Below are 19,944 nucleotides of genomic sequence, written 5' to 3' on the forward strand. Positions count from 1 at the left end.
CTCATCGCATTGGCCAGAAAGATCATCGTCACTCTCAACGCCATGATGAAATCAAGAACCCCCTTCCACCCCTAAACTACAGTTGCCGGCTCAAGGCCGGATGACATCGAGTGTGGGATCGCGCAGCGCGCAAGTCCAGGCCGTGCTGCCCTGCCCCTAAACCTCCGAATAGCGATATTCGATCTTGTCGCCCCAGAAGGCGAGGTAGTCGCGGATGGGTTCGACCAGGGGGCATGGATCGGGATAGTACCAGACCTGGTCGGGGCCATCGGCGGTGAGGGTCTTGAGCGTGTAGTAGTGGGCCTCGCCCTTGTAGGGACAGGTGGTGCGGGTTTCGGAGCGCTCCAGCACGTCCTCGCGGATATCCTCGCGCGGCAAGTAGATGCGCAGGGGCGCGCCCGGTTCGTCGAGTTCGAGCGCATTGAGCGAACTGCCGATCTCGGCATCGTCGAACATTACATGCACCCGGCCCTTGGCGGGCCTGATCTTGATATCCTTGTCCAGACATTGACGCGTCATGATGTCCTGCCATGAGGAGTGAACGATCTCGATCAACGCGCGAGACGAAAGCCGGTTCACCCGACCTTGACTCACAAGGGGGGCAGCCATATATCCCCGTCACCCTGTTAGCACTCTACAATGGCGAGTGCTAACAGCGTCAGAAATTGCATTTTGAACATGCTGCCATAGGAGCAAAACATGGGCTTCCGTCCTCTGCACGACCGCGTGGTCGTCCGTCGCCTCGACAGCGAAGAAAAGACCAAAGGCGGGATCATCATCCCCGATACCGCCAAGGAAAAGCCCTCCGAGGGCGTGATCGTCTCCGTGGGCCCCGGCGCCCGCGATGACGCCGGCAAGATCAACGCGCTGGACGTCAAGGCCGGCGACCGCGTGCTGTTCGGCAAGTGGAGCGGCACCGAGGTCAAGCTCAACGGCGAAGACCTGCTGATCATGAAGGAATCCGACATCATGGGCATCGTCGAAGTCTAAGGGACTTCCTCCTGTCCGTCGGTCCCAATTCACACTTTAAGGAGCGCCCCACATGGCCGCTAAAGAAGTAAAGTTCTCCACCGAAGCCCGCGACAAGATGCTACGCGGCGTCAATATCCTCGCCAATGCGGTGAAGGTGACCCTCGGCCCCAAGGGCCGCAACGTGGTCATCGAAAAGTCGTTTGGCGCCCCGCGCATCACCAAGGACGGCGTGACCGTCGCCAAGGAAATCGAGCTGGAAGACAAGTTCGAGAACCTGGGCGCGCAGCTGCTGCGTTCGGTCGCCTCCAAGACCAACGACATTGCCGGTGACGGCACCACTACCGCCACCGTGCTCGGCCAGGCTATCGTCGTCGAAGGCGTCAAGGCCGTCGCCGCCGGCTTCAACCCGATGGATCTGAAGCGCGGCATCGACCTCGCCGTGGAAGAAGTCGTCGGCTCGCTGCAGGCCGCTTCGTCCAAGATCAAGTCGTCGTCCGAGGTTGCCCAGGTCGGCACCATTTCGGCCAATGGCGAAGCCTCTATCGGCGATATGATCGCCGAGGCGATGCAGAAGGTCGGCAATGAGGGTGTCATCACCGTCGAGGAAGCCAAGACCGCCGAGACCGAGCTCGATGTCGTCGAAGGCATGCAGTTCGACCGCGGCTACCTCAGCCCCTACTTCGTCACCAATGCAGAGAAGATGACCGCCGTCCTCGAGGACCCGGTGATCCTGCTGCACGAGAAGAAGCTCTCCAACCTGCAGTCGCTGCTGCCGCTGCTGGAAGCCGTGGTGCAGTCGCAGCGCCCGCTGCTGATCATCGCTGAAGACGTCGATGGCGAGGCCCTGCCGACCCTGGTCGTCAACCGCCTGCGCGCCGGCCTCAAGGTCGCTGCCGTCAAGGCTCCGGGGTTCGGCGATCGCCGCAAGGCCATGCTCGAAGACATCGCCATCCTGACCGGTGGTTCGGTGATTTCCGAAGACCTCGGCATCAAGCTCGAGAACGTGACCATGGACATGCTCGGCACGGCCAAGCGCGTCGAGATCACCAAGGAAACCACCACGATCGTCGATGGCGCCGGCACCCAGGACGACATCCAGGGCCGCGTTGGCCAGATCAAGGCGCAGATCGAAGAGACCTCTTCGGACTATGACCGCGAGAAGCTGCAGGAACGCCTGGCCAAGCTCGCCGGTGGTGTTGCCGTGATCAAGGTCGGCGGCTCGACGGAAGTCGAAGTCAAGGAGCGCAAGGACCGCGTCGACGACGCGCTGAACGCCACCCGCGCCGCCGTTGAAGAAGGCATCGTGGCTGGTGGCGGCGTCGCGCTGCTGCGCGCTTCGAACGCCATCACGGTCAAGGGCGCCAATGCCGACCAGGCCGCCGGTATCGCCATCGTGCGCCGCGCCCTGCAGGAACCGGTGCGTCAGATCGCCAACAATGCCGGCGCCGAAGGCTCCGTCGTGGTTGCCCGCATCCTCGAGAACTCGTCGATCACCTTCGGCTACAATGCCGCGACCGGTGAATATGGCGATCTCGTCTCGCTCGGCGTCATCGACCCGGTGAAGGTGGTTCGCACGGCCCTCCAGGATGCGGCCTCGGTCGCTTCGCTGCTGATCACCACCGAAGCCCTCATCGTCGAAGCCCCCAAGGAAGCAGCGCCGGCAATGCCGGGCGGCGGCGGCATGGGCGGCATGGGTGGCATGGACTTCTAGTCCAGCCCAGCAGAGCTTCGAGGTTCGTTTCTTCCCAGTCACGAACTTCGTGGAAGGCGCAGTGGAAACACTGCGCCTTTTTCTTATGCGTGGCGGCGCGTCGCAGTAGAATACCGGAACAATTAGCGAGGATTCGATGCGGACACCCCGACGCGGCAGCGCCTTTGATCAGGCGGAGGCGGCTTTCAAGACTGCGACCAGCAAGCCCGTGGAGGCCGCGCCGCCCAAGCCTATTGCCCCGCCCGAGGGTAAGGAGATGGTGACCTTGCGGCTCGATCGCGCCGTACTGGAACATTTCCAGGATGACGGTCCGGGCTGGCAGGACCGGATCAATGCCGCTTTGCGGGCTGCGGCCGGGCTCGATCCGGCCTGATTTCGTCGGTCCTCCCCCCTGTTGTGGGGTTTGACAGCACCGTGTCGAAGTTTCATTTTCCCGGAGGAAGTGGAGCGAGGGGATATCATGTCCAAGCGTGTCGTTCTGGCGGCGGTGCTGTTGTTGGCGCTCAATCTGGCGGCGACGGGCGATGCCTTTGCGCAAAAGACCAAGACCAAGGGCACGACGCCCCAGGTCACCCAGTCGCAGGACAATACGCTCGATCCTTATGATCCGGACGATCTGGAGGAAATCCTCGACGAGGGTGACGCGGCCTATTTCGTCGCCGAAGGACAGACGCCCGACTATCAATATGCCTTCGAAATGTATTCGCTCGCGGCGGGGGCCGGCGATGGCTATGCGATGAACCGCGTGGCGCTGATGTATGATCGCGGTGAGTTCGTGGCGCAGGACTATGGCAAGGCGTTCGACTGGTATCTCAAGGCCGCCGAGGCCGGGTTGCCGGCAGGCCAGAGCAATGTCGGCAGCATGTACAATGCCGGCGACGGCGTGCGGCAGAACTATGCCGAGGCGCTGCACTGGTTCCGCCTCGCCGCGGACAATGGCTATGGCTATGCCATGTATGCGCTGGGCGACATGTACATGGCCGGCAATGGCGTGGCCAAGGATGCCGAGGAAGCAACCGCCTGGTATCAGAAGGCGTCCGATGCCGGCGACGCAAACGGACATTGGTCACTGTCGCTGCGCTATCTCTATGGCGACGGCGTGGGCAAGGATACGCAGCGAGCTGCCGAGCTGGCCTATCTGGCGCTGACCAACGGGCTGCAGGTGGCTTGGGACGAGTTCAAGGATATCCGCAATGCCGATACCTCGCCGAACTACCGTCGCGCCATCCAGGACATGCTGAAGCGCGATGGTTTCTACACCGGCACGATCGACGGCAGCTTCGGGCCGGCGACCCAGCGGGCCATCGAGGCGGCTTTCGGTTCGGCGCTTTAGCGGAAGAACAGCAGCCGCAGGGCCAGCGCGATCGACACCACGACTACCAGTGGCCGAATGATGCGGGCGCCGTAGCGGATGCCGGTACGGGCGCCGATATAGCCGCCGACGATCTGCCCGATGGCCATGGCGATGGCGGCAGGCCAGACCACGTCGCCGGCCGGGATGAAGATGGTCAGCGCCGCCAGGTTCGACACCAGATTGAGGATCTTGGTATTGCCCGAGGCGCGCGTGAGACCCAGGCCGAACAGCATGACGAATCCGATGGTGAGGAACGAGCCGGTGCCCGGTCCGAAAATGCCGTCATAAAAGCCGATGGCCATGCCCATGAACGGCACGAACAGCCCGAAGGGCAGCCGGGCGGCCTTGTCGGCATCCGAAAGGTTGGGCGCGAACAGGAAATAGAGCGCAATGCCGATCAGCGCCACGGGCACGGCGATATCGAGCAGGCTGATATCGATCTGCTTGACCACCAGGGCGCCGCAGAGGCTGCCGGCATAGGTCAGCGCGATGGCGGGAACCAGCGCCTTGAGCGAGACGAAGCCGCGCCGCCAATAGGTCAGCGCCGCCATGCCGGTGCCGAACACCGATTGCAGCTTGTTGGTGGCGAGCGCGGCGACCGGCGGCAGGCCGGCCGAGAGCAGAGCCGGCAGGGCGATCATGCCGCCGCCGCCAGCAATGGCATCAACAAAGCCGGCCAGCATGCCGACAGCGGCAAGCGCCAGGAGAACGAGGGGATCGAGGAGCATAGGGTCCAGTGGGGTTCAGGGTGTGGTGTCGTCGGGCCGCGCGGTTTCGGCAAGCCGCCGCTCGTAGATCGGGATGTTGATCATCGAGGACATGAAGCCGCTCATCATGAGCTGGAAGCCCGAAACCAGCGCGGTCATGGCCAGGATGACCGGGCGCATGGTGCTACTGGGATTGAGATGCCCGAAATCGCGCTCGGCCCATTCCGCCACGCCCCAGAGCAGCGCGACGATACCGATCAGCATCAGGGCGGTGGCGACCAGCAGGATACGCTCGAGCGTCAGGGCTTCGAGCAGGCGATCATAGCTGCTGGATCGCGGGATGAAGCCATAGCGCGAGGCAAAGCGGCGACCGATGACGGCGAAGGAAATCGACTGCAGCCCGACGATGATGCAGAGCGCGGCGACAAGGAAAGTGTGGACATCGAACGAGACGCGGCCGAAACGCGCCGGTCCCGGCAACAGGATGGCGCCCACCAGCAGGCCCATGGCCAGCAGGGCAATGCCCGGATAGAGGAACAGCCAGCGCGGGGAAAACAGCAGCAGGAACCGCAGATGGCGCCAGCCATCGCGGATGGACCGCAGATGGGGTTTTCGCGAGCGGCCGTCCTTGGCCAGTGTGGTCGGCACCTCGCGCAGGTCGAGTTGCGCCAATGTGGCCTTGACCACCATTTCGGAGGCGAATTCCATGCCTGACGTGCGCAGGTTGAGCGCCAGGATCGCGGCGCGCGAAAAGCCGCGCAACCCGCAATGGAAATCGCCGATCGGCGTGTGGAAGAACAGGCGGCCGACTGCGCTCAGCAGGGGATTGCCGATATAGCGGTGATGCCAGGGCATGGCTCCAGGGGCGATGCCGCCCCGGAAGCGGTTGCCCATGACCAGCTCGGCGCCGGCGCGGAGCTGGGCGACAAAGGCATCGAGATTGGCGAAATCATAGCTGTCGTCGGCATCGCCCATAATGACGAAGCGGCCACGCGCTGCCTGGATGCCGCCGGCGAGCGCGGCGCCATAGCCGCGTTCGGGGACAATGACCACGCGGGCGCCGAGACTTTCGGCAAGCTCGCGCGAACCGTCGGTGGAGCCGTTGTCGGCAATGACGATCTCCCCGGCAATACCGGTGCGGTCCAGGAAGCTGTGCGCCTTGCCAATGCAGGCACCCAGCGTCTCTGCTTCATTGAGGCAGGGCATCAGGATGGTGAGTTCGAATTCGTCGGCCAAGTCTGGCCCCCCCGAGCCTCAAGCATTTGTGTCGTGAATCGCGGTGGCGGGCAATGGGCTGGGTCAGAAGCCGGCGCTGGTGCCGAGGCGTTGCAGCACCGCATCGAGCCGAGCCTTGCGCCTGGCTGACCAGCCGGCCGTACGCGAGACGACGAGGCACGCCTCGCTCTGCAGCATCACACCATCTTCGAGCACGCGCAGGCCATTGGCCGCAAGGGTCGAGCCGGTGCTGGTGATATCGACCACGATATCGGCCACGCCCGAGGCTGGCGCAGCCTCGGTAGCGCCCAGGCTTTCGACGGTGCGGTATTCGGCAATGCCGGCCCTGGCGAAATGCTGGCGGGTGATGGTGATGTATTTGGTGGCGATGCGCAGCCAGCGGCCGTGGCGGCTGCGGAAATCGGAGGCGACATCGGCCAGGTCGTGCATGTGGGTGACGTCGATCCAGGCATCGGGCACGGCCACGACGACATCGGCATTGCCGAAGCCGAGGGGCTTGGCGATGGACACTGACGCCGGGCCGCTCTCGCTGGTCTCGTGGATCAGGTCGCGCCCGGTGACGCCGAAATCGATGGTGCCGCGAATGAGCTCGCGGGCGATCTCGGAGGCCGGGAAGAAGCGCACCGTGACATCGGGCAGGCCCTCGATGGCGCCCAGATAGGAGCGCGCGCCGCCGGGGCGGGTGATTACGAGGCCGTTGGCGGCGAACCATTCGCGGGTGAGTTCTTCGAGGCGCCCCTTGGAGGGCACAGCGAGGGTAATGCCGGTCATGGGACTTTTCCCCGCATGAGCTTGTCCGAAAACCGGGAACCACTTTTCGGGCTCATGCCGAAACCTCCGCTTCGAGCCGGTCCACCCAGACCGAACAGCCGGAGGCGGCGATGGGCGCGGTGGCACCGAGGCGTTCGAGCAGGCGATCATACTGGCCGCCCGAGGCGAGGATATCGCCGCGGGGGCCGGTCATTTCGAAGACGATGCCGGTATAGTAATCGAGGCGCGGCGAGAAGCCGGCGTCGAAGGCGACGCGGGCTTCACCCAGGCCATCGAGATGGCGCCTGATCGTGCGAATGGGCGCGCCGAGCATCAGCTTGTGCTGCGCCGCCAAGGCTTCGACCTGGGTCAGCGCCTGCAGTACCGGGCCGGAAATGGCGAGATAGTCGCGCAGGAGTTTCAGCGTGGCCGGCGGCACTTGCGCGGCGTCGAGGGCCTGTTGCTCGAGGTAACGGTCGGCGATCTCGTCGGGCGAGCGGCTTTCCGAGAGGCTGAGGCCGGCGGCCACCATCTGTTCGGTGATATCGGCGACCAGGGCCTTGCGGCTGGGCTGTTTGCCGCGCGGGGCGTCAGGGGCGGCTTCGAGGCGGGTCAGCAGGCGGTTCATCGCCTCGGGATGGCCGAAGCGGTTGCGGATGCGCGGGCGCCAGGCGTCGGGCATGTCGGCCTGGACCAGCAAAGCCTCGAACAGGCCGACACCGCCGAGGCGGATATCGGGGGCGACGCCGAAGATGGAGAGGGCAGCGCGGGCGAAGGTCAGTACCTGATCGAGCGCCACGTCGCCATCGGGCTGGGCCAGCAGTTCGATGCCGGCCTGGTCGAATTCGGCCGGGCCGTTTTCGCGCTGGCGGAAGATGGGGCCCATATAGGAAAAGGCGGCCGGCTCGCCGACGCCGTCATCGATGTAGGATTTGACGATGGGCAGGGTGAAATCGGGGCGCAGGCAATATTCGGCGCCGGTGGTGTCGGTGGTCAGCAGCAGGCGGCGGCCGAATTCCTCGCCGGCGAGATCGAAATAGGGATCGGCCGAGAGCAATAGCGGCGGGGTGGCGCGGCATGCGCCCTGGGCTTCGACCAGGGATTCGAGATTGGCGCGGCGGAGGGCGGGGTTGGTCACTTCCATGACCCCCACAAACACGGTGTCATCCCGGCGCAGGCCGGGATCCATCCTGAGATGCGTCCCAACGCCGCCAGATCGCAAGACTTGACTGCACCACCTTGCGGCCGTGGGGCTATCTCGAGATGGATCCCGGCCTGCGCCGGGATGACATCGCGTGTGTTGCGAGGACTGAGCATCATTGCTCGCTCAGCAATTTCTGAACTGCCGAAACCAACTCGCTGCGCTTGATCTCGAACTGGCCCGGCCGGGCGGCTTTCCATTCGGCATTGTCCGATATGGCGGCGGCGGCCTGCTTGCCGGCGATCAAATCCTTGATCTGGAGGATGCCCTGTTCGCGCTCCTGGCTGCCTTCGATCACGACGATGGGCGAATTGCGCTTGTCGGCATAGGCGACCTGCTTGCCGAAATTCTTGGTGTTGCCCAGGAACATTTCGGCGCGGATGCCGGCATTGCGCAGTTCGGCGACCATGGCCTGGTAGCCGGCCATCTGTTCCTTGTCCATGACGAGGACGACGACCGGGCCCGCCGGTTCGGTGGCGCCGAGATTGCCTGTGAGTTTGAGCGCATTGGCAAGGCGCGAGACGCCGATGGAAAAGCCGGTGGCGGGCACGGGTTCGCGGCGGAAGCGGGAGACGAGGCCATCATAGCGGCCGCCGCCGCCGACCGAACCGAAGACCACGTCCTGGCCTTTTTCGTTCTGCACCTTGAAGGTCAGTTCGATCTCGAAGACCGGGCCGGTATAATATTCGAGGCCGCGGACGACGGAGGGGTCGAGAATGACGCGGCCACCAAAGCCGGCAGCGCTGACGAGGCCGAAAATGGCGGCCAGTTCCTGCACACCGGCAAGGCCGGTTTCGGAACCGCCGATGAGGCCGGCCAGCGTATTGATGGTGGCGACGACATGGGCATTGCTGCCCCTTTCGACACCATCTGCCGGAATACCGCTATCTACATAGGCAAGGATCGGCTCGATCTGTGCTTCGGTGAGACCAGCGCCCTTGGTGAAATCGCCGCTTTCGTCCTTGCGGCCGGCGCCGAGCAGGAGCTTGACACCTTCGGTGCCGAACTTGTCGAGCTTGTCGATGGCGCGGAGAACGGTGAGCTTCTGCTCGTCAGTGGTGACGCCCGCCGTGGCGAGCACGCCGTCCAGCACCTTGCGGTTGTTCACCCGCACGACATATTTCCCAGCCAGCCCTAGCGCGTCCATGACGTCGGCCATCATCATGCACATTTCGGCGTCGGCTTCCGGGCCCCCTGCCCCGACGGTGTCGGCGTCGAACTGCATGAACTGGCGGAAGCGGCCGGGGCCGGGCTTTTCGTTGCGGAACACGTAGCCCTGCCGATAGGAACGGTAGGGCTTGGGCAGGCTTTCGAAATTCTCGGCGAAATAGCGGGCGAGCGGCGCGGTGAGATCGTAGCGCAGGCTCATCCACTGCTCGTCGTCGTCCTGCAGCGAAAACACGCCGGCATTGGGCCGGTCGGTATCGGGCAGGAATTTGCCGAGGGTCTCGGTATATTCCAACAGCGGGGTTTCGACCGGGTCGAAGCCATAGCGCTCGTAGACTTTCCTGATCTTGTCGATCATGGCGCCCACCGCGGCGATTTCGCCGGGCGTGCGATCCTCGAAGCCGCGCGGCAGACGCGGGGCAATCAGTCTGGTCTTTTCGGTCATCTAGGCAGCCTCGGAAGTTGCGCCGTTGTTAGCGGATCGGGGTGGTTGAGACAACAGGCAGGGCGGCGGCCCGGTGGGGAGACCGGGATTTTCCCGGCCTCCCCTGCCCTTACATTCCAGGTCTCCGCAACGGGTCTGGAAAGCGGGGATTGGGCGACACGTCCAGCCAATGGGCACCGATCGAGTCGGGCGGCAGGCCGAGATCGGCCCGCAGATGGGCCGGCAGGTTGTCGGGCAGCCGCGGGCGGTTCCACCAGGCACTGACCGCCGTGGCGAGGACGGCGAGCAGGCCGCGCTGATGCACGGCGTCTTCAATGGAGAATTCAAGGCGCAAAACGATGCTGCCCTCGGGCAGGGTATTGTAGGACATGACGGTTTCCGGGCGCGTCGGGACGCGGGACCGGCCTCTGTGGGGTTGGGTATGGATGAAGCGCAATCAGGACGCGGCGCGACCCGGCACTTCAACTCTGGCAGTTAGGAAAGTGTCCACGGCAGGAGCGCCGAGGCGGCTATGCGGCTGGCCCTCAGGCCCAGTGGCAATGTCGCGTAGTGGGACCCTGGCGGAGTTCAAATACTGCTGTCATGTAGTTGCCTCCCTCGGGTTGGCGTTGATGGACGATGCGCTTCTAGCTCTCGATTCCGTGATCCGCAAGCGATGATGTGGCGGCTTGTCGCACATCGGCTGGATTGTTGCGCGGAAGCAACAGCTTATCGGGGGCGCACCAGGGCATCGCGTTCGGCTTCGACGTCGGCGCGGCAGAAACAGCCTTCGATATGGTCGTTGACCAGCCCCATGGCCTGCATGAAGGCGTAGCAGGTGGTGGGGCCGACGAAATTGAAGCCGCGCTTGCGCAAATCCTTGCTGAGGCGGACGGACGCCTCCGTCTGGGCGAGGCGGCGCAGGTTTTCCCAGCTCAGGTCATCGGGGCGATGTTCGGGGCGGGTCTCGAAGCGCCAGACATAGGCGGCGAGCGAGCCGAATTCGCGCTGGATTTCGAGAGTGCGGCGGGCGTTGTTGATGGTGGCGGCGATCTTGCCGCGATGGCGGATAATGCCGGGATCGAGCAGCAGGGTTTCGATATCGGCCTCGGTCATGGCCGCGACCCTGGCGATGTCGAAGCCGTGGAAGACCTCGCGGAAACGCTCCCGCTTGCGCAGGATGGTGATCCAGGACAGGCCGGACTGGAAGCCTTCGAGACAAATCTTCTCGAACAGCCGTGTGTCCGAGGTGACCGGGCGGCCCCATTCGCGGTCGTGATAGTGGCGGTAGAGGGCGTCGTCGCCGGCCCAGGGGCAGCGCGGCAGGCCATCGGCAACCGACTCAATTGACATGAACAACACACTTTCACTATCGAGGGCGTAGAAATGCTTATTCCGCCGCTCATCCGATTGGAATCGCGGCAATACATATTTGACGAAAGACTTTGAGACGACCAGCCGCCGCGGCTTGAAGCGGCGAAATTTCAAGGGACGCCTGCCGTGATCATTCCGGGACGCCTGCGAGCTCTGGTGACGGACGACAATGCCTATGCGCGCGCCATTTCGGCAGCGGGCCTCAAGAAGCTGGGCGTCGGCGCGGTGGTCGAGGCCGATGGCGGCGCGGCGGCGATCCTCGCCTTGATGAGCGAGCCGTTCGATCTTGTGCTGATGGACTGGTACATGCCCGATGTCAGCGGCGCCGGCGTGATGACCATGCTGCGCGACCCAAGGTTCGGCGCCGCGGCGCAGACGCCGGTGATTCTGATGACGGCCTATGCCAGCCGGGAGAATATCGCCCGCGCCCGGCAACTGGGCGTCAATGAAGTGCTGGTGAAGCCGTTTTCGACCGAACAGTTGGGAACGGCCCTGGGGCGGGTGCTGGGCGGGGGCTCGCGGGCCGCCAGCGGCGATTCGGTGTTCCTCTAGCACGCGGCAGCCCTCTTAGCCTTCCGCTAACCAATAGTTAGATCAATGGCTTAACCATGCCGCTTCACGGCATATTGGCCATTTCGCGCCAGTGTCACAGCCCAAAGCCGGCATCTCGCCGGTGGAATGTGGGATGCTGCCATGATCGGGATGAAGACGGCCGGCAAGGGCTTGCTGGCATTGCTGGTTTCGTTGTCGACGCTGCTGCCGGTCCAGGCGGCCGGGCTGCAGCCGGGCTGGCGCTTCGCGCCGCCGCCGGGCATCACCATCACCCAAGGCACGCCGCGCCACGCCTTGGCACTGCAGGCCAATATGCAGGTCAACCCGATCTATCTGCGGCAGGTGGTACAGTATCCGACCAGCGAGCGCAGCGGCACGCTTGTCGTCGATACGGGCGCGCATTTCCTCTATTTCGTGCTCGGCGACGGGCGGGCGCTGCGCTACGGCATCGGCGTCGCCAAGGACGGGTTCGAATGGAGCGGCACGCATCAGATCACCCGCAAGGCCGAATGGCCGGGCTGGACGCCGCCGGCCGAAATGCTGAAGCGCAGGCCGGAGCTGCCGCGCCACATGGAAGGCGGGCCGAACAACCCGCTGGGCGCGCGGGCGCTCTATATCGGCTCGACGCTCTACCGCATTCACGGCACGACCGAGCCATGGAGCATCGGGCAGAATGTGTCGTCGGGCTGCATCCGCATGACCAACGCAGATGTGATCGATCTCTACGAACGCGTCCAACTTTATACGAAGGTGGTGGTCCTTTAATAAGGATTTTCCACGAGAGTCGGGCTGCCTCGCAAGGGGCGGAGAACTCGTGAGTGCCCAGCGTCATGTATCGATTCCTTGCATTGGTCGGCCGTTTCGGACGCGATGAAAGTGGCGTGTTCGCAGTGTTGTTCGGGCTGATGGCCATCGTGCTGATCGCACTGGGCGGCGCCGGCGTGGATTACGTGGCGCTGCAGCAGGCCAGGAGCCGGGCGCAGGTTGCCCTCGATGCTGCGGCGCTGGCGCTTCAACCGCAAATCTTCAAGGCTAGCTATGATGAGGAGACGGTGCGCGCGCAGGCCGAGGCCATCGTGCTCGATCGCATCGGCGATGCCCGTATCAATGCCCGTGTCGATGGGATCGAGACCAGCATCCCCGATGGCTCCCTCTATCTCCATGCCGAGTTCACCATGCCGACCATGTTCGTGTCGCTGGTGGGGGTGCCTACCCTGGGCGCGGCCGTGCAGGCCAAGGCGACGCGCAAGATGCTCGAGCTCGAAGTGGCCATGGTTCTCGACAATTCGGGCTCCATGGCCAACTACAACCGCATGACCTACCTCAAGGAGGCGGCGCGCTGCGCGACGCGGATCATGTTCTATGGCGAGGTCGACGACGATTGCGACGAAGCAGACGACGCCGAAGCCCAGGACAATGTGAAGATCGGCATCGTGCCCTTCACCATGATGGTGAATATCGGCACGCAATTCTCCAATGCCACCTGGCTCGACTGGACCGGGCAGAACAGTATCTCGCAGTTGAATTTCGACAGCGACGACAATGCGTCCACGCCATTTGCCGGCCCGGTCAATCGCAAGACGCTGTTCGCGCAGACGGGAACGTCGTGGCGGGGATGCGTCGAGGCCAGGCGGGCGCCCTACGATACGGATGATACGGCACCCAGCACCACCGCCGCCTTGTTCACCCCGATGTTCTCGCCGGACACCGCGAGCGGAAACTACAACAGCTACATGAGCGACACGGGCGGCACGTGCCAGGTCAAAACCTGCACCGAAAAGGTCGTGCGCAAGAATTGCAGCTATTCCTGGTGGAGTGGCTGGACCTGTTCGGGGAGCACCACGAACACCTATACCAAGAAGGTCGGATCGACCACGACGAACCCCGCAGCGTCCTGCGTCCCGGCGAATGCCGTCGTCCTGAGCGGCCCCAGCACCGACCAGAACGGCACCACGCTGACGACCACAACCACCTACAGCCTGTTGAGTGAACGGGAATTGCAGGAACGCCTGTGCAAATATAACGGCACGACTGTCGCCGACAGCAAGAATTCGGGCCCCAACGCCTATTGCCCCTCCATCTCGGTCCTGCCGCTGACCGACAATGTCGATAACGTGCTGGCCCGCATCAATGCCATGAATGCCGATGGCGGGACCAACATCCAGCAAGGGGCAATGTGGGGGTTTCATGCCCTTTCCAACACCGAGCCCCTGACGCAGGCCGCGCCCTATTCATCGGGGGCCGTGTCGAAGGTCATGATCCTGATGACCGACGGCTTCAACGAGCCGGACTATCAGCGCTACAGCGACACCTGGAACGGCACCGGTGTCTATTACTCATGGGGCTTCCGCAAGGACGGGCGCCTGCCGGACACCGACGGCATCATCGGCAACGAGAACGAATACAACGCCCATAACAGCAAGGCGGACATGTCCGCAACGATGGACGAAAAGACCGTCGCCACCTGCAACAATGCCAAGGCCGAGGGTATTCGCGTCTATACGATCGGCCTCAATCCCCCCAGCCAGGCCACGCGCGACATGCTTGAATCCTGCTCGTCGGGTGACGGCTACTATTTCTTCCCCGAGGATCCGAGCGACCTGGTTGACGTGTTCACGCAGATCGCCAACCAGTTGGCGCAATTGCGGCTGGCCCTTTAGGGGGAGCTGATATTGTTGGGAATGGTACCGCCTCCCCGGATTGAACGGGGGACCTCTAGATCCACAATCTAGCGCTCTAACCAACTGAGCTAAGGCGGCAAAGGCTCTGCGAGGGAGGACAAAAGGCCCGTCCCGAAAGCGGGCGGAACATAGGTCGAGAATCCCGTGATGACAAGCACCGATTTTGCCCATGGATGACAGGCCACTTCGCGGCTCCGGTTTAACCATCCGGCCCGAAGTGCCAAGCCCGCCGCAGCGCCGCACTGGACCCTGGGGAACGCACCCTATATTGAAGAAACCTTGAGCGTCCGGGCGCAATTTGTACCGGAATGGGACGGAAACCCCGGCCCGCATCCGGAACGGAGAGACTTGATTTCAGATGGATGCTGACTGGATCACATCGCCGAGCGCCCGCCGCGTGCAGCAGCATGCCGAGGATCCGCGTCCGGCCTGGCTGTGGTCGCAGGATGGCCAGGTGCTGCTGTGGCATAACGCTGCCGCGCCGCTGTTCCTGGCCAAGCTCAAGAAGCATGGGCTGAAGCTGGCGCCGGCCGCCGTGCCGATCAAGGGCCAGGCCGCCCGCAATATCCGCCTTGGCTCGATCGGACGCACCAGCCTGGCCCGCATCCAGTTCATCGCCGGCGACAAGCCCGCTTCCAGCACCTGCGCGACGACGCCGCTGACCTGGCAGGACGGGCAGACCGTGCTGCTGATCGTCGGCGTAGACCCGATCGCGCCCGAGATCCTGGCTGCCGCAGCGGCGCCAGCCGAAGCCGACGCCGAGCCCCCTGCCCCGGCGGACGATCTTGCCGCGGCACAGGACGCCCTGGCCGAGCCGAATGTGGACATGCCCGAGCCGCCGCCGAACAGCGTGGGCGCGCTGATCAGCGCCGACGAAAATGCCTATGCGCGCGAGCTGGAAAACTGGCACGACGCCGAGCATGACAACGGCCTGGCCCCTAAGTCGGTGGCCGACGACGAGCCGATGGCCGAGGCGACACCGGCGGCGGAGCCCGACAACGCGGAACCGCCAGCGAGCCGGCTGAGCCGGCTGGTCGACCGGCTTGCCGCCGACGAGGCACTGTTCACGCCGCTGACCGAGGCCGACGACGCCCCGCCCCCGGTAGTGGCGGCGCCGGAACCGGACGCGCCTGACGCGGGGGCAACGGAAGCCCTGTTCACGGTCACCGGGCGTGGCTTCGTGGCGGCGGAGACCGAATTGGCGGGTGCCGAAGCGGAGCAGGACGAGGCCGAGGCGGACCTTGCCGATCTGGCGGCGCTCGATGCCGCGCCGGAGACGCCGGCGGCCGAAGCTGTTGCCGAGTCCGATGGCATCGAGCGACTGGCCCGCGAAATGGCCGAGTTGGCGCCCCAGCCGGTGGTCGAGGCCGATGCAGAGGCGGTAGAGCGCGTGTCGCGCTACAATTTCGACGAGTTGTCGCGCATTCTCAACGATCGGGTCGGCGACAATTCGCAGCCACCCAAGCCGGTGGCGGAACAGCCGCGCAGCGGCGCGCTGATCAACCTGGGCGGGGAGACGCTGGTTCTCAACCGGCTGCCGCTGGGCATATTGGTGTTCCGCGACCAGCAGGTGCTGTTCGCCAACCGCGCCATCACCGAGATGGTGGGTTATGACTCGGTGGAGAGCCTGCGCGCGGCGGGCCTGGCGGCGGTGTTCCCCGTGGCGGGCGCCGAGGGGCAGGATGCCGGCCCGGTCAACCACCTGACGCAGCGCGATGGAACGCTGGTGCCGGTCACGGCGCGCCTGCAGTCGATTTCCTGGCAGGGCCGCCCGGCGCTGATGCTGTCGGCGAGCACGACCGAGGTCCGCACCGGCCATGAAGCGGCCGTCAGCGCCTTTGCCCAGACCTTCGCCGATGTGCGCGGCGACGGCTTTTTCGAAGCCACGCGCGCCGGCGTCGTCAGCGCCATCACTCCGCGCAGCGCCGGATTACTGCGGGCCGACGGCGCGCTGGAAGGCAAGGCGCTGTCGTCGCTGGTGGCCAGCGGCGAAGTCGAGGCTTTGCGCGAATTCCTGGAGCGGCCGGCGCGGTTTGCCGAAACCGCCCGCCCCTGCCTGACCCTGCGCTCGCAATCCGGCTCGGCAGAGATCATTCTCTTCGCCCAGGGCCAGGCCGGGGTAGTGACCGGCTATTTCGGCTTCATCCGAGCCCGCGAGCCGGCGCCGCTGCGCCTCAGCGGCTATTCGGATGTCGACCCGGCCCTGCTGGCCCGCATCAGCCGCGGCGTGCGCCGGCCGCTCAATACAATTATCGGCTTTTCGGACCTGATCCGCTCGGAGGCTTTCGGCGCGTTGCAGAACGAGCGCTACGAAAGCTATGCGCAGGACATCACCACCGCCGGCCACGAGATTGCCGCGCTGGTGGATGAGCTGGACGACTATGCGCGGCTGCGCGACGGACGCTACCTGCCGCAGCGCGCCAGCATAGAACTGACCGGCCTGCTCGAAAGCTGCGTGGTCCGCATCCGCCATCAAGCGAGTGGCGCCCGCGTCATCGTGCGCAACGCCATTTCCGAAAGCCTGCCGCGCATCACCGCCGACCGGGCTTCACTGGCACAGGCGGTGCTGAACCTGTTGGCCAGCGCTATCGACCAGACCCCGACAGGGGGTGCCGTGGTGATCTCGGCGCAGCGCGAGGACGATGGCGGCATTGCCGTGCATGTACGCGACAGTTCCACCCATGCGGTGGACATGGCCGAACGCTTCGTGGTGTTCCGCGATGGTGTCGGCAAGAACGGACAGCTCATGACCCCGGTGCGGTCGAGCGTCGGGCTGGCGCTGACGCGATCGCTGCTGGCGGTCAACGCCTTCTCGCTGTCGGTCGATCCGGCCGGGGAGCAGGGCATGCTGTTCACGCTGATTATTCCGGCCGACCTGGTGGAGCGCCCGGCGCTGCCATCCGAGAGCAGCGAATAAGCTGACAGCGAGCGTCGATTTTATTGACAGGGCCTGCGACCAGCGCCACAACGCGCGGACGAGCAGGAGAAAACGGTCATGGCAGGTCGGCGAGGCATCCTTGGTGCGGCGGTGATGCTGGCGCTGGCGGGCAGCGGCCCGGCGCTGGCGCAGGGTGACGCGGTCAACGTCTACACCTATCGCGAGCCCGGACTGATCCAGCCGCTGCTCGACCGCTTCACCGAAGAAACCGGCATACGCACCAATGTCCTGTTCGCCGCCGACGGGCTGATCGAGCGCGTGGCCGCCGAGGGCGAGCTGTCGCCGGCCGACGTGATCGTCACGGTCGATATCGGCAACCTGGCCAACGCCAAGGAGCTCGGCATCACCCAGGCGATTGCTGGCGAGACGCTGGCGCGCGTGCCCGACCAGTATCACGACCCGGATGGGCAATGGGTGGCGCTGTCGCTGCGGGCCCGGGTATTCTACGCCTCGGTCGAGCGGGTGACGGAAACGGCACTGACCTATGAGGACATCGCCGGCCCTGAATGGCAGGGGCGTCTCTGCACCCGGTCGGGCCTGCATGCCTACAATATCGGGCTGATCGCCACCCGCATCGCCCATTGGGGCGTCGAGCGGACGCGCGGCTGGCTGGCCGGCGTGCGGGACAATCTCAATCATGCACCGACCGGCGCCGACCGCGACCAGGTGAAGCAGATTTTCGACGGCTCCTGCGACCTGGCCATCGGCAATACCTATTACATGGGCTTGATGCTGACCAACGACGCCGAGCCCGAGCAGAAGGAATGGGCCGCCTCGGCGCGGATCATCTATCCGGACGCCGACGGGGATGGCACGCAGGTCAATCTGTCCGGCGCCGTAGTTGCCAAATATGCGCCCAACAAGGCCAATGCCGACAAGCTGGTGGCTTTCCTGCTGTCGGACGAGGCCCAGCATCTCTATGCCAGCGGCAATTACGAATTCCCGGTCGTCGACGGCGTCGAGCCATCGGAGCTGGTGGCGAGCTGGGGCGCCCTGACGGCCGACACCACGCCGATGGTCGAGATCGCTGCGCATCGCAAGGAAGCGGCGGCGCTGGTCGACGAAGGCCGGTTCGACGAAGGCCCGCAGAACTGACAGTCCGATCATGACGGACCTGACGCAATCGCAGCGCGCCAACGGAAGGACATTCGGCCTGCCGGTGGTGCCCTTGCTGCTGGTGGCCGTGATGGGCCTGCCGATCGGCTGGTTGCTGTGGTCGGCTGCGGCGGCGCTGGGCTCGGGCAGCAACGGGCTGGCGGCGACGATGTTGCCGACGGCGTTGCGCGACACCATCCAACTCATGGTTCTGGTCGGCATGGTCACCGGCGCGGCGGGGCTGGTGGCCGCCTGGCTGGTGACACATTACGACTTCCCGCTGCGCCGGGTGTTCGACTGGGCGCTGGTGATGCCGCTGGCCGTGCCGACCTATCTGGCGGCCTATACCTATGTGGAATTCCTCGATTTCACCGGCCCGCTGCAAACCGCCTTGCGGGCGGTCAACGGGGCGACGTCGATCAAGGATTACTGGTTTCCCGATATCCGCAGCGACTGGGGCGCGGTGATCGTGCTGTCCAGCGTGCTCTATCCCTACGTCTATGTCGCCTGCCGGGCGTTTTTCCTGATGCAGTCGGCCAGCCTCAATATCGCGGCGCGCACGCTGGGGGCCGGCGGCATGCGGACCTTTTTCGCCGTGACGCTGCCGCTGTCGCGGCCAGCTCTGGTGGTGGGGGTGACGCTGGCGATGATGGAGGTGGTCAACGATCTGGGGGCGGTGCAGTATTTCGGCATCAACGCCATCACCGCCATCATCTATTCGACCTGGATCAACCGCTCCGATTTCGGCGGTGCGGCACAACTGGCGGTAATGGTCGTGCTGGTCATCGGCCTGCTGATCGCGGCCGAGCAGCGGGCGCGGCGCGACCGGGTCTATCTGGCGCATCGCGACAGCCGCGTGCCACCGGCGCGCGAACCATTGCAGGGCGCGCGGCGCTGGGCCGCATTCGGCTTCTGCCTCGTGCTGCTGGGTCTGGGTTTCGGCACTCCGGTGGGGCAGTTGACCTATTCGGCGTTCCGCGTCGTGTTGCCGGAAACCATCACCATGACCGTCGCGGCGCTGGTGCCGACGCTGACGCTGGCCGGGCTGGGCGCGCTGACTACCGTGCTTGTCGGCCTGGCGGCGGCCAAGCTGGCGCATCACTCCGGGGCGGGCGCCCGCGGGGCGATCCGGCTGGCGACGCTGGGCTATGCCATTCCCGGCACGGTGCTGGCGCTGGGGCTGCTGCAACCGCTCGGACAGGCCGACCTGTGGTTCAACCGCATGACGATGGCGCTGTGGGACTGGCGGCCGGGCCTCGTGCTTTCAGGATCGATGGCGGCCCTGCTCTATGTCTACGCCATCCGGTTCCTCGCCGTCAGTCATTCGACCATCGATGCGGCGATGAAGAAACGCGGCGACTCCATGCTGCAGGCCGGGCGAGTGCTGGGGGCGCGCGGGGTGGGGCTGCTGCTGCGGGTGGATTTGCCGACGCTGATGCCGGCGCTGCTGAGCGCGGCGACACTGGTCTTTGTCGAGATCGTCAAGGAATTGCCGGCGACGCTGCTGCTGCGGCCGCTCGGAATCGATACACTGGCGACAGTGGTCTATGCGCGGGCCAATGTCGGACTTTTTGCCCAGGCAGCGCTGCCTGCCCTGTTTATCGTGCTGGCGGGGCTGATCCCGGTCATTCTTGCTACGCGGCTGGGCGATCGTAGGAAAGTATAACAAAGCGGCATGCTGCCATGTTAGTGGCGATCCCATATATCTCGCGCCATGGGAGCCGGAGCCTCATGCGCCGGCGGGGTTCGACGATGCCGCATGACCGGCCGCGGACCGACTGG

The 19,944-nt window shown here is 64.9% G+C and carries 18 protein-coding genes and 1 tRNA gene; 10 read left to right on the forward strand and 9 right to left on the reverse strand.

What is annotated here, in order from left to right; translation table 11 throughout:
• Nucleotides 1-156: 156 nt before the first annotated feature.
• Nucleotides 157-519 (reverse strand): DUF427 domain-containing protein, encoded by a 363-nt coding sequence (locus ASD80_RS15110; protein ID WP_082555382.1) that lies wholly within the window; start codon nt 517-519, stop codon nt 157-159.
• A gap of 180 nt (nt 520-699) precedes the next feature.
• Here ASD80_RS15110 and ASD80_RS15115 point away from each other — a divergent pair, with 180 nt between their 5' ends.
• From ASD80_RS15115 to ASD80_RS15130, 4 genes are all read left to right on the forward strand, one after another.
• On the forward strand, nt 700-990 hold the full coding sequence (locus tag ASD80_RS15115) for a co-chaperone GroES (RefSeq protein WP_056234513.1): 291 nt from the start codon (nt 700-702) through the stop codon (nt 988-990).
• Between the two features lie 52 nt (nt 991-1,042).
• Nucleotides 1,043-2,683 carry a chaperonin GroEL gene (gene groL, locus ASD80_RS15120; RefSeq protein WP_056234514.1) on the forward strand — a complete coding sequence of 547 codons (1,641 nt, stop codon included), beginning with the start codon at nt 1,043-1,045 and terminating at the stop codon, nt 2,681-2,683.
• Between the two features lie 136 nt (nt 2,684-2,819).
• Entirely contained in the window at nt 2,820-3,056 is a 237-nt protein-coding gene (locus ASD80_RS15125) for a BrnA antitoxin family protein (protein ID WP_056234517.1), read from the forward strand.
• Between the two features lie 87 nt (nt 3,057-3,143).
• On the forward strand, nt 3,144-4,016 hold the full coding sequence (locus ASD80_RS15130; RefSeq protein ID WP_056234520.1) for an SEL1-like repeat protein: 873 nt from the start codon (nt 3,144-3,146) through the stop codon (nt 4,014-4,016).
• Here the strand turns inward: ASD80_RS15130 and ASD80_RS15135 are convergent.
• From ASD80_RS15135 to ASD80_RS15165, 7 genes are all read right to left on the reverse strand, one after another.
• Nucleotides 4,013-4,765 carry a TSUP family transporter gene (locus tag ASD80_RS15135; RefSeq protein ID WP_056234521.1) on the reverse strand — a complete coding sequence of 251 codons (753 nt, stop codon included), beginning with the start codon at nt 4,763-4,765 and terminating at the stop codon, nt 4,013-4,015. The genes ASD80_RS15130 and ASD80_RS15135 overlap by 4 nt on opposite strands.
• A gap of 15 nt (nt 4,766-4,780) precedes the next feature.
• Entirely contained in the window at nt 4,781-5,980 is a 1,200-nt protein-coding gene (locus ASD80_RS15140) for a glycosyltransferase family 2 protein (protein ID WP_200950345.1), read from the reverse strand.
• Nucleotides 5,981-6,043: 63 nt separating this feature from the next.
• A complete protein-coding gene (gene hisG / locus ASD80_RS15145; protein ID WP_056234523.1) occupies nt 6,044-6,751 on the reverse strand; it encodes an ATP phosphoribosyltransferase in 708 nt (235 codons plus the stop codon).
• A gap of 52 nt (nt 6,752-6,803) precedes the next feature.
• A complete protein-coding gene (locus ASD80_RS15150; RefSeq protein WP_162247376.1) occupies nt 6,804-7,868 on the reverse strand; it encodes an ATP phosphoribosyltransferase regulatory subunit in 1,065 nt (354 codons plus the stop codon).
• 178 nt (nt 7,869-8,046) lie between these two features.
• Nucleotides 8,047-9,543, reverse strand: a complete 1,497-nt coding sequence (gene hisS / locus ASD80_RS15155) for a histidine--tRNA ligase (protein ID WP_056234526.1) — start codon at nt 9,541-9,543, stop codon at nt 8,047-8,049.
• Nucleotides 9,544-9,652: 109 nt separating this feature from the next.
• Complete coding sequence (locus ASD80_RS15160; RefSeq protein ID WP_056234528.1) at nt 9,653-9,913, reverse strand: hypothetical protein; 261 nt, start codon at nt 9,911-9,913, stop codon at nt 9,653-9,655.
• Between the two features lie 338 nt (nt 9,914-10,251).
• Nucleotides 10,252-10,875, reverse strand: a complete 624-nt coding sequence (locus tag ASD80_RS15165; RefSeq protein ID WP_056235396.1) for a DNA-3-methyladenine glycosylase I — start codon at nt 10,873-10,875, stop codon at nt 10,252-10,254.
• A 147-nt stretch (nt 10,876-11,022) separates the two neighbouring features.
• Here ASD80_RS15165 and ASD80_RS15170 point away from each other — a divergent pair, with 147 nt between their 5' ends.
• From ASD80_RS15170 to ASD80_RS15180, 3 genes are all read left to right on the forward strand, one after another.
• Complete coding sequence (locus tag ASD80_RS15170; RefSeq protein ID WP_056234532.1) at nt 11,023-11,448, forward strand: response regulator; 426 nt, start codon at nt 11,023-11,025, stop codon at nt 11,446-11,448.
• 141 nt (nt 11,449-11,589) lie between these two features.
• On the forward strand, nt 11,590-12,213 hold the full coding sequence (locus tag ASD80_RS15175) for a L,D-transpeptidase (protein ID WP_320410361.1): 624 nt from the start codon (nt 11,590-11,592) through the stop codon (nt 12,211-12,213).
• 65 nt (nt 12,214-12,278) lie between these two features.
• Entirely contained in the window at nt 12,279-14,108 is a 1,830-nt protein-coding gene (locus ASD80_RS15180) for a vWA domain-containing protein (RefSeq protein ID WP_082555336.1), read from the forward strand.
• Nucleotides 14,109-14,130: 22 nt separating this feature from the next.
• On the opposite strand, the gene ASD80_RS15185 is transcribed toward ASD80_RS15180, so the two are convergent.
• A tRNA-His gene (locus ASD80_RS15185) sits at nt 14,131-14,207 on the reverse strand.
• A gap of 280 nt (nt 14,208-14,487) precedes the next feature.
• Here ASD80_RS15185 and ASD80_RS15190 point away from each other — a divergent pair.
• From ASD80_RS15190 to ASD80_RS15200, 3 genes are all read left to right on the forward strand, one after another.
• A complete protein-coding gene (locus tag ASD80_RS15190; RefSeq protein ID WP_056234540.1) occupies nt 14,488-17,046 on the forward strand; it encodes a sensor histidine kinase in 2,559 nt (852 codons plus the stop codon).
• Nucleotides 17,047-17,124: 78 nt separating this feature from the next.
• Entirely contained in the window at nt 17,125-18,162 is a 1,038-nt protein-coding gene (locus ASD80_RS15195) for an extracellular solute-binding protein (protein WP_056234544.1), read from the forward strand.
• Between the two features lie 10 nt (nt 18,163-18,172).
• Nucleotides 18,173-19,828, forward strand: a complete 1,656-nt coding sequence (locus ASD80_RS15200) for an ABC transporter permease (protein WP_056234547.1) — start codon at nt 18,173-18,175, stop codon at nt 19,826-19,828.
• The last annotated feature ends 116 nt before the right edge of the window (nt 19,829-19,944 follow it).

The sequence above is a fragment of the Devosia sp. Root635 genome, assembly GCF_001427605.1.
Lineage (GTDB): Bacteria > Pseudomonadota > Alphaproteobacteria > Rhizobiales > Devosiaceae > Devosia.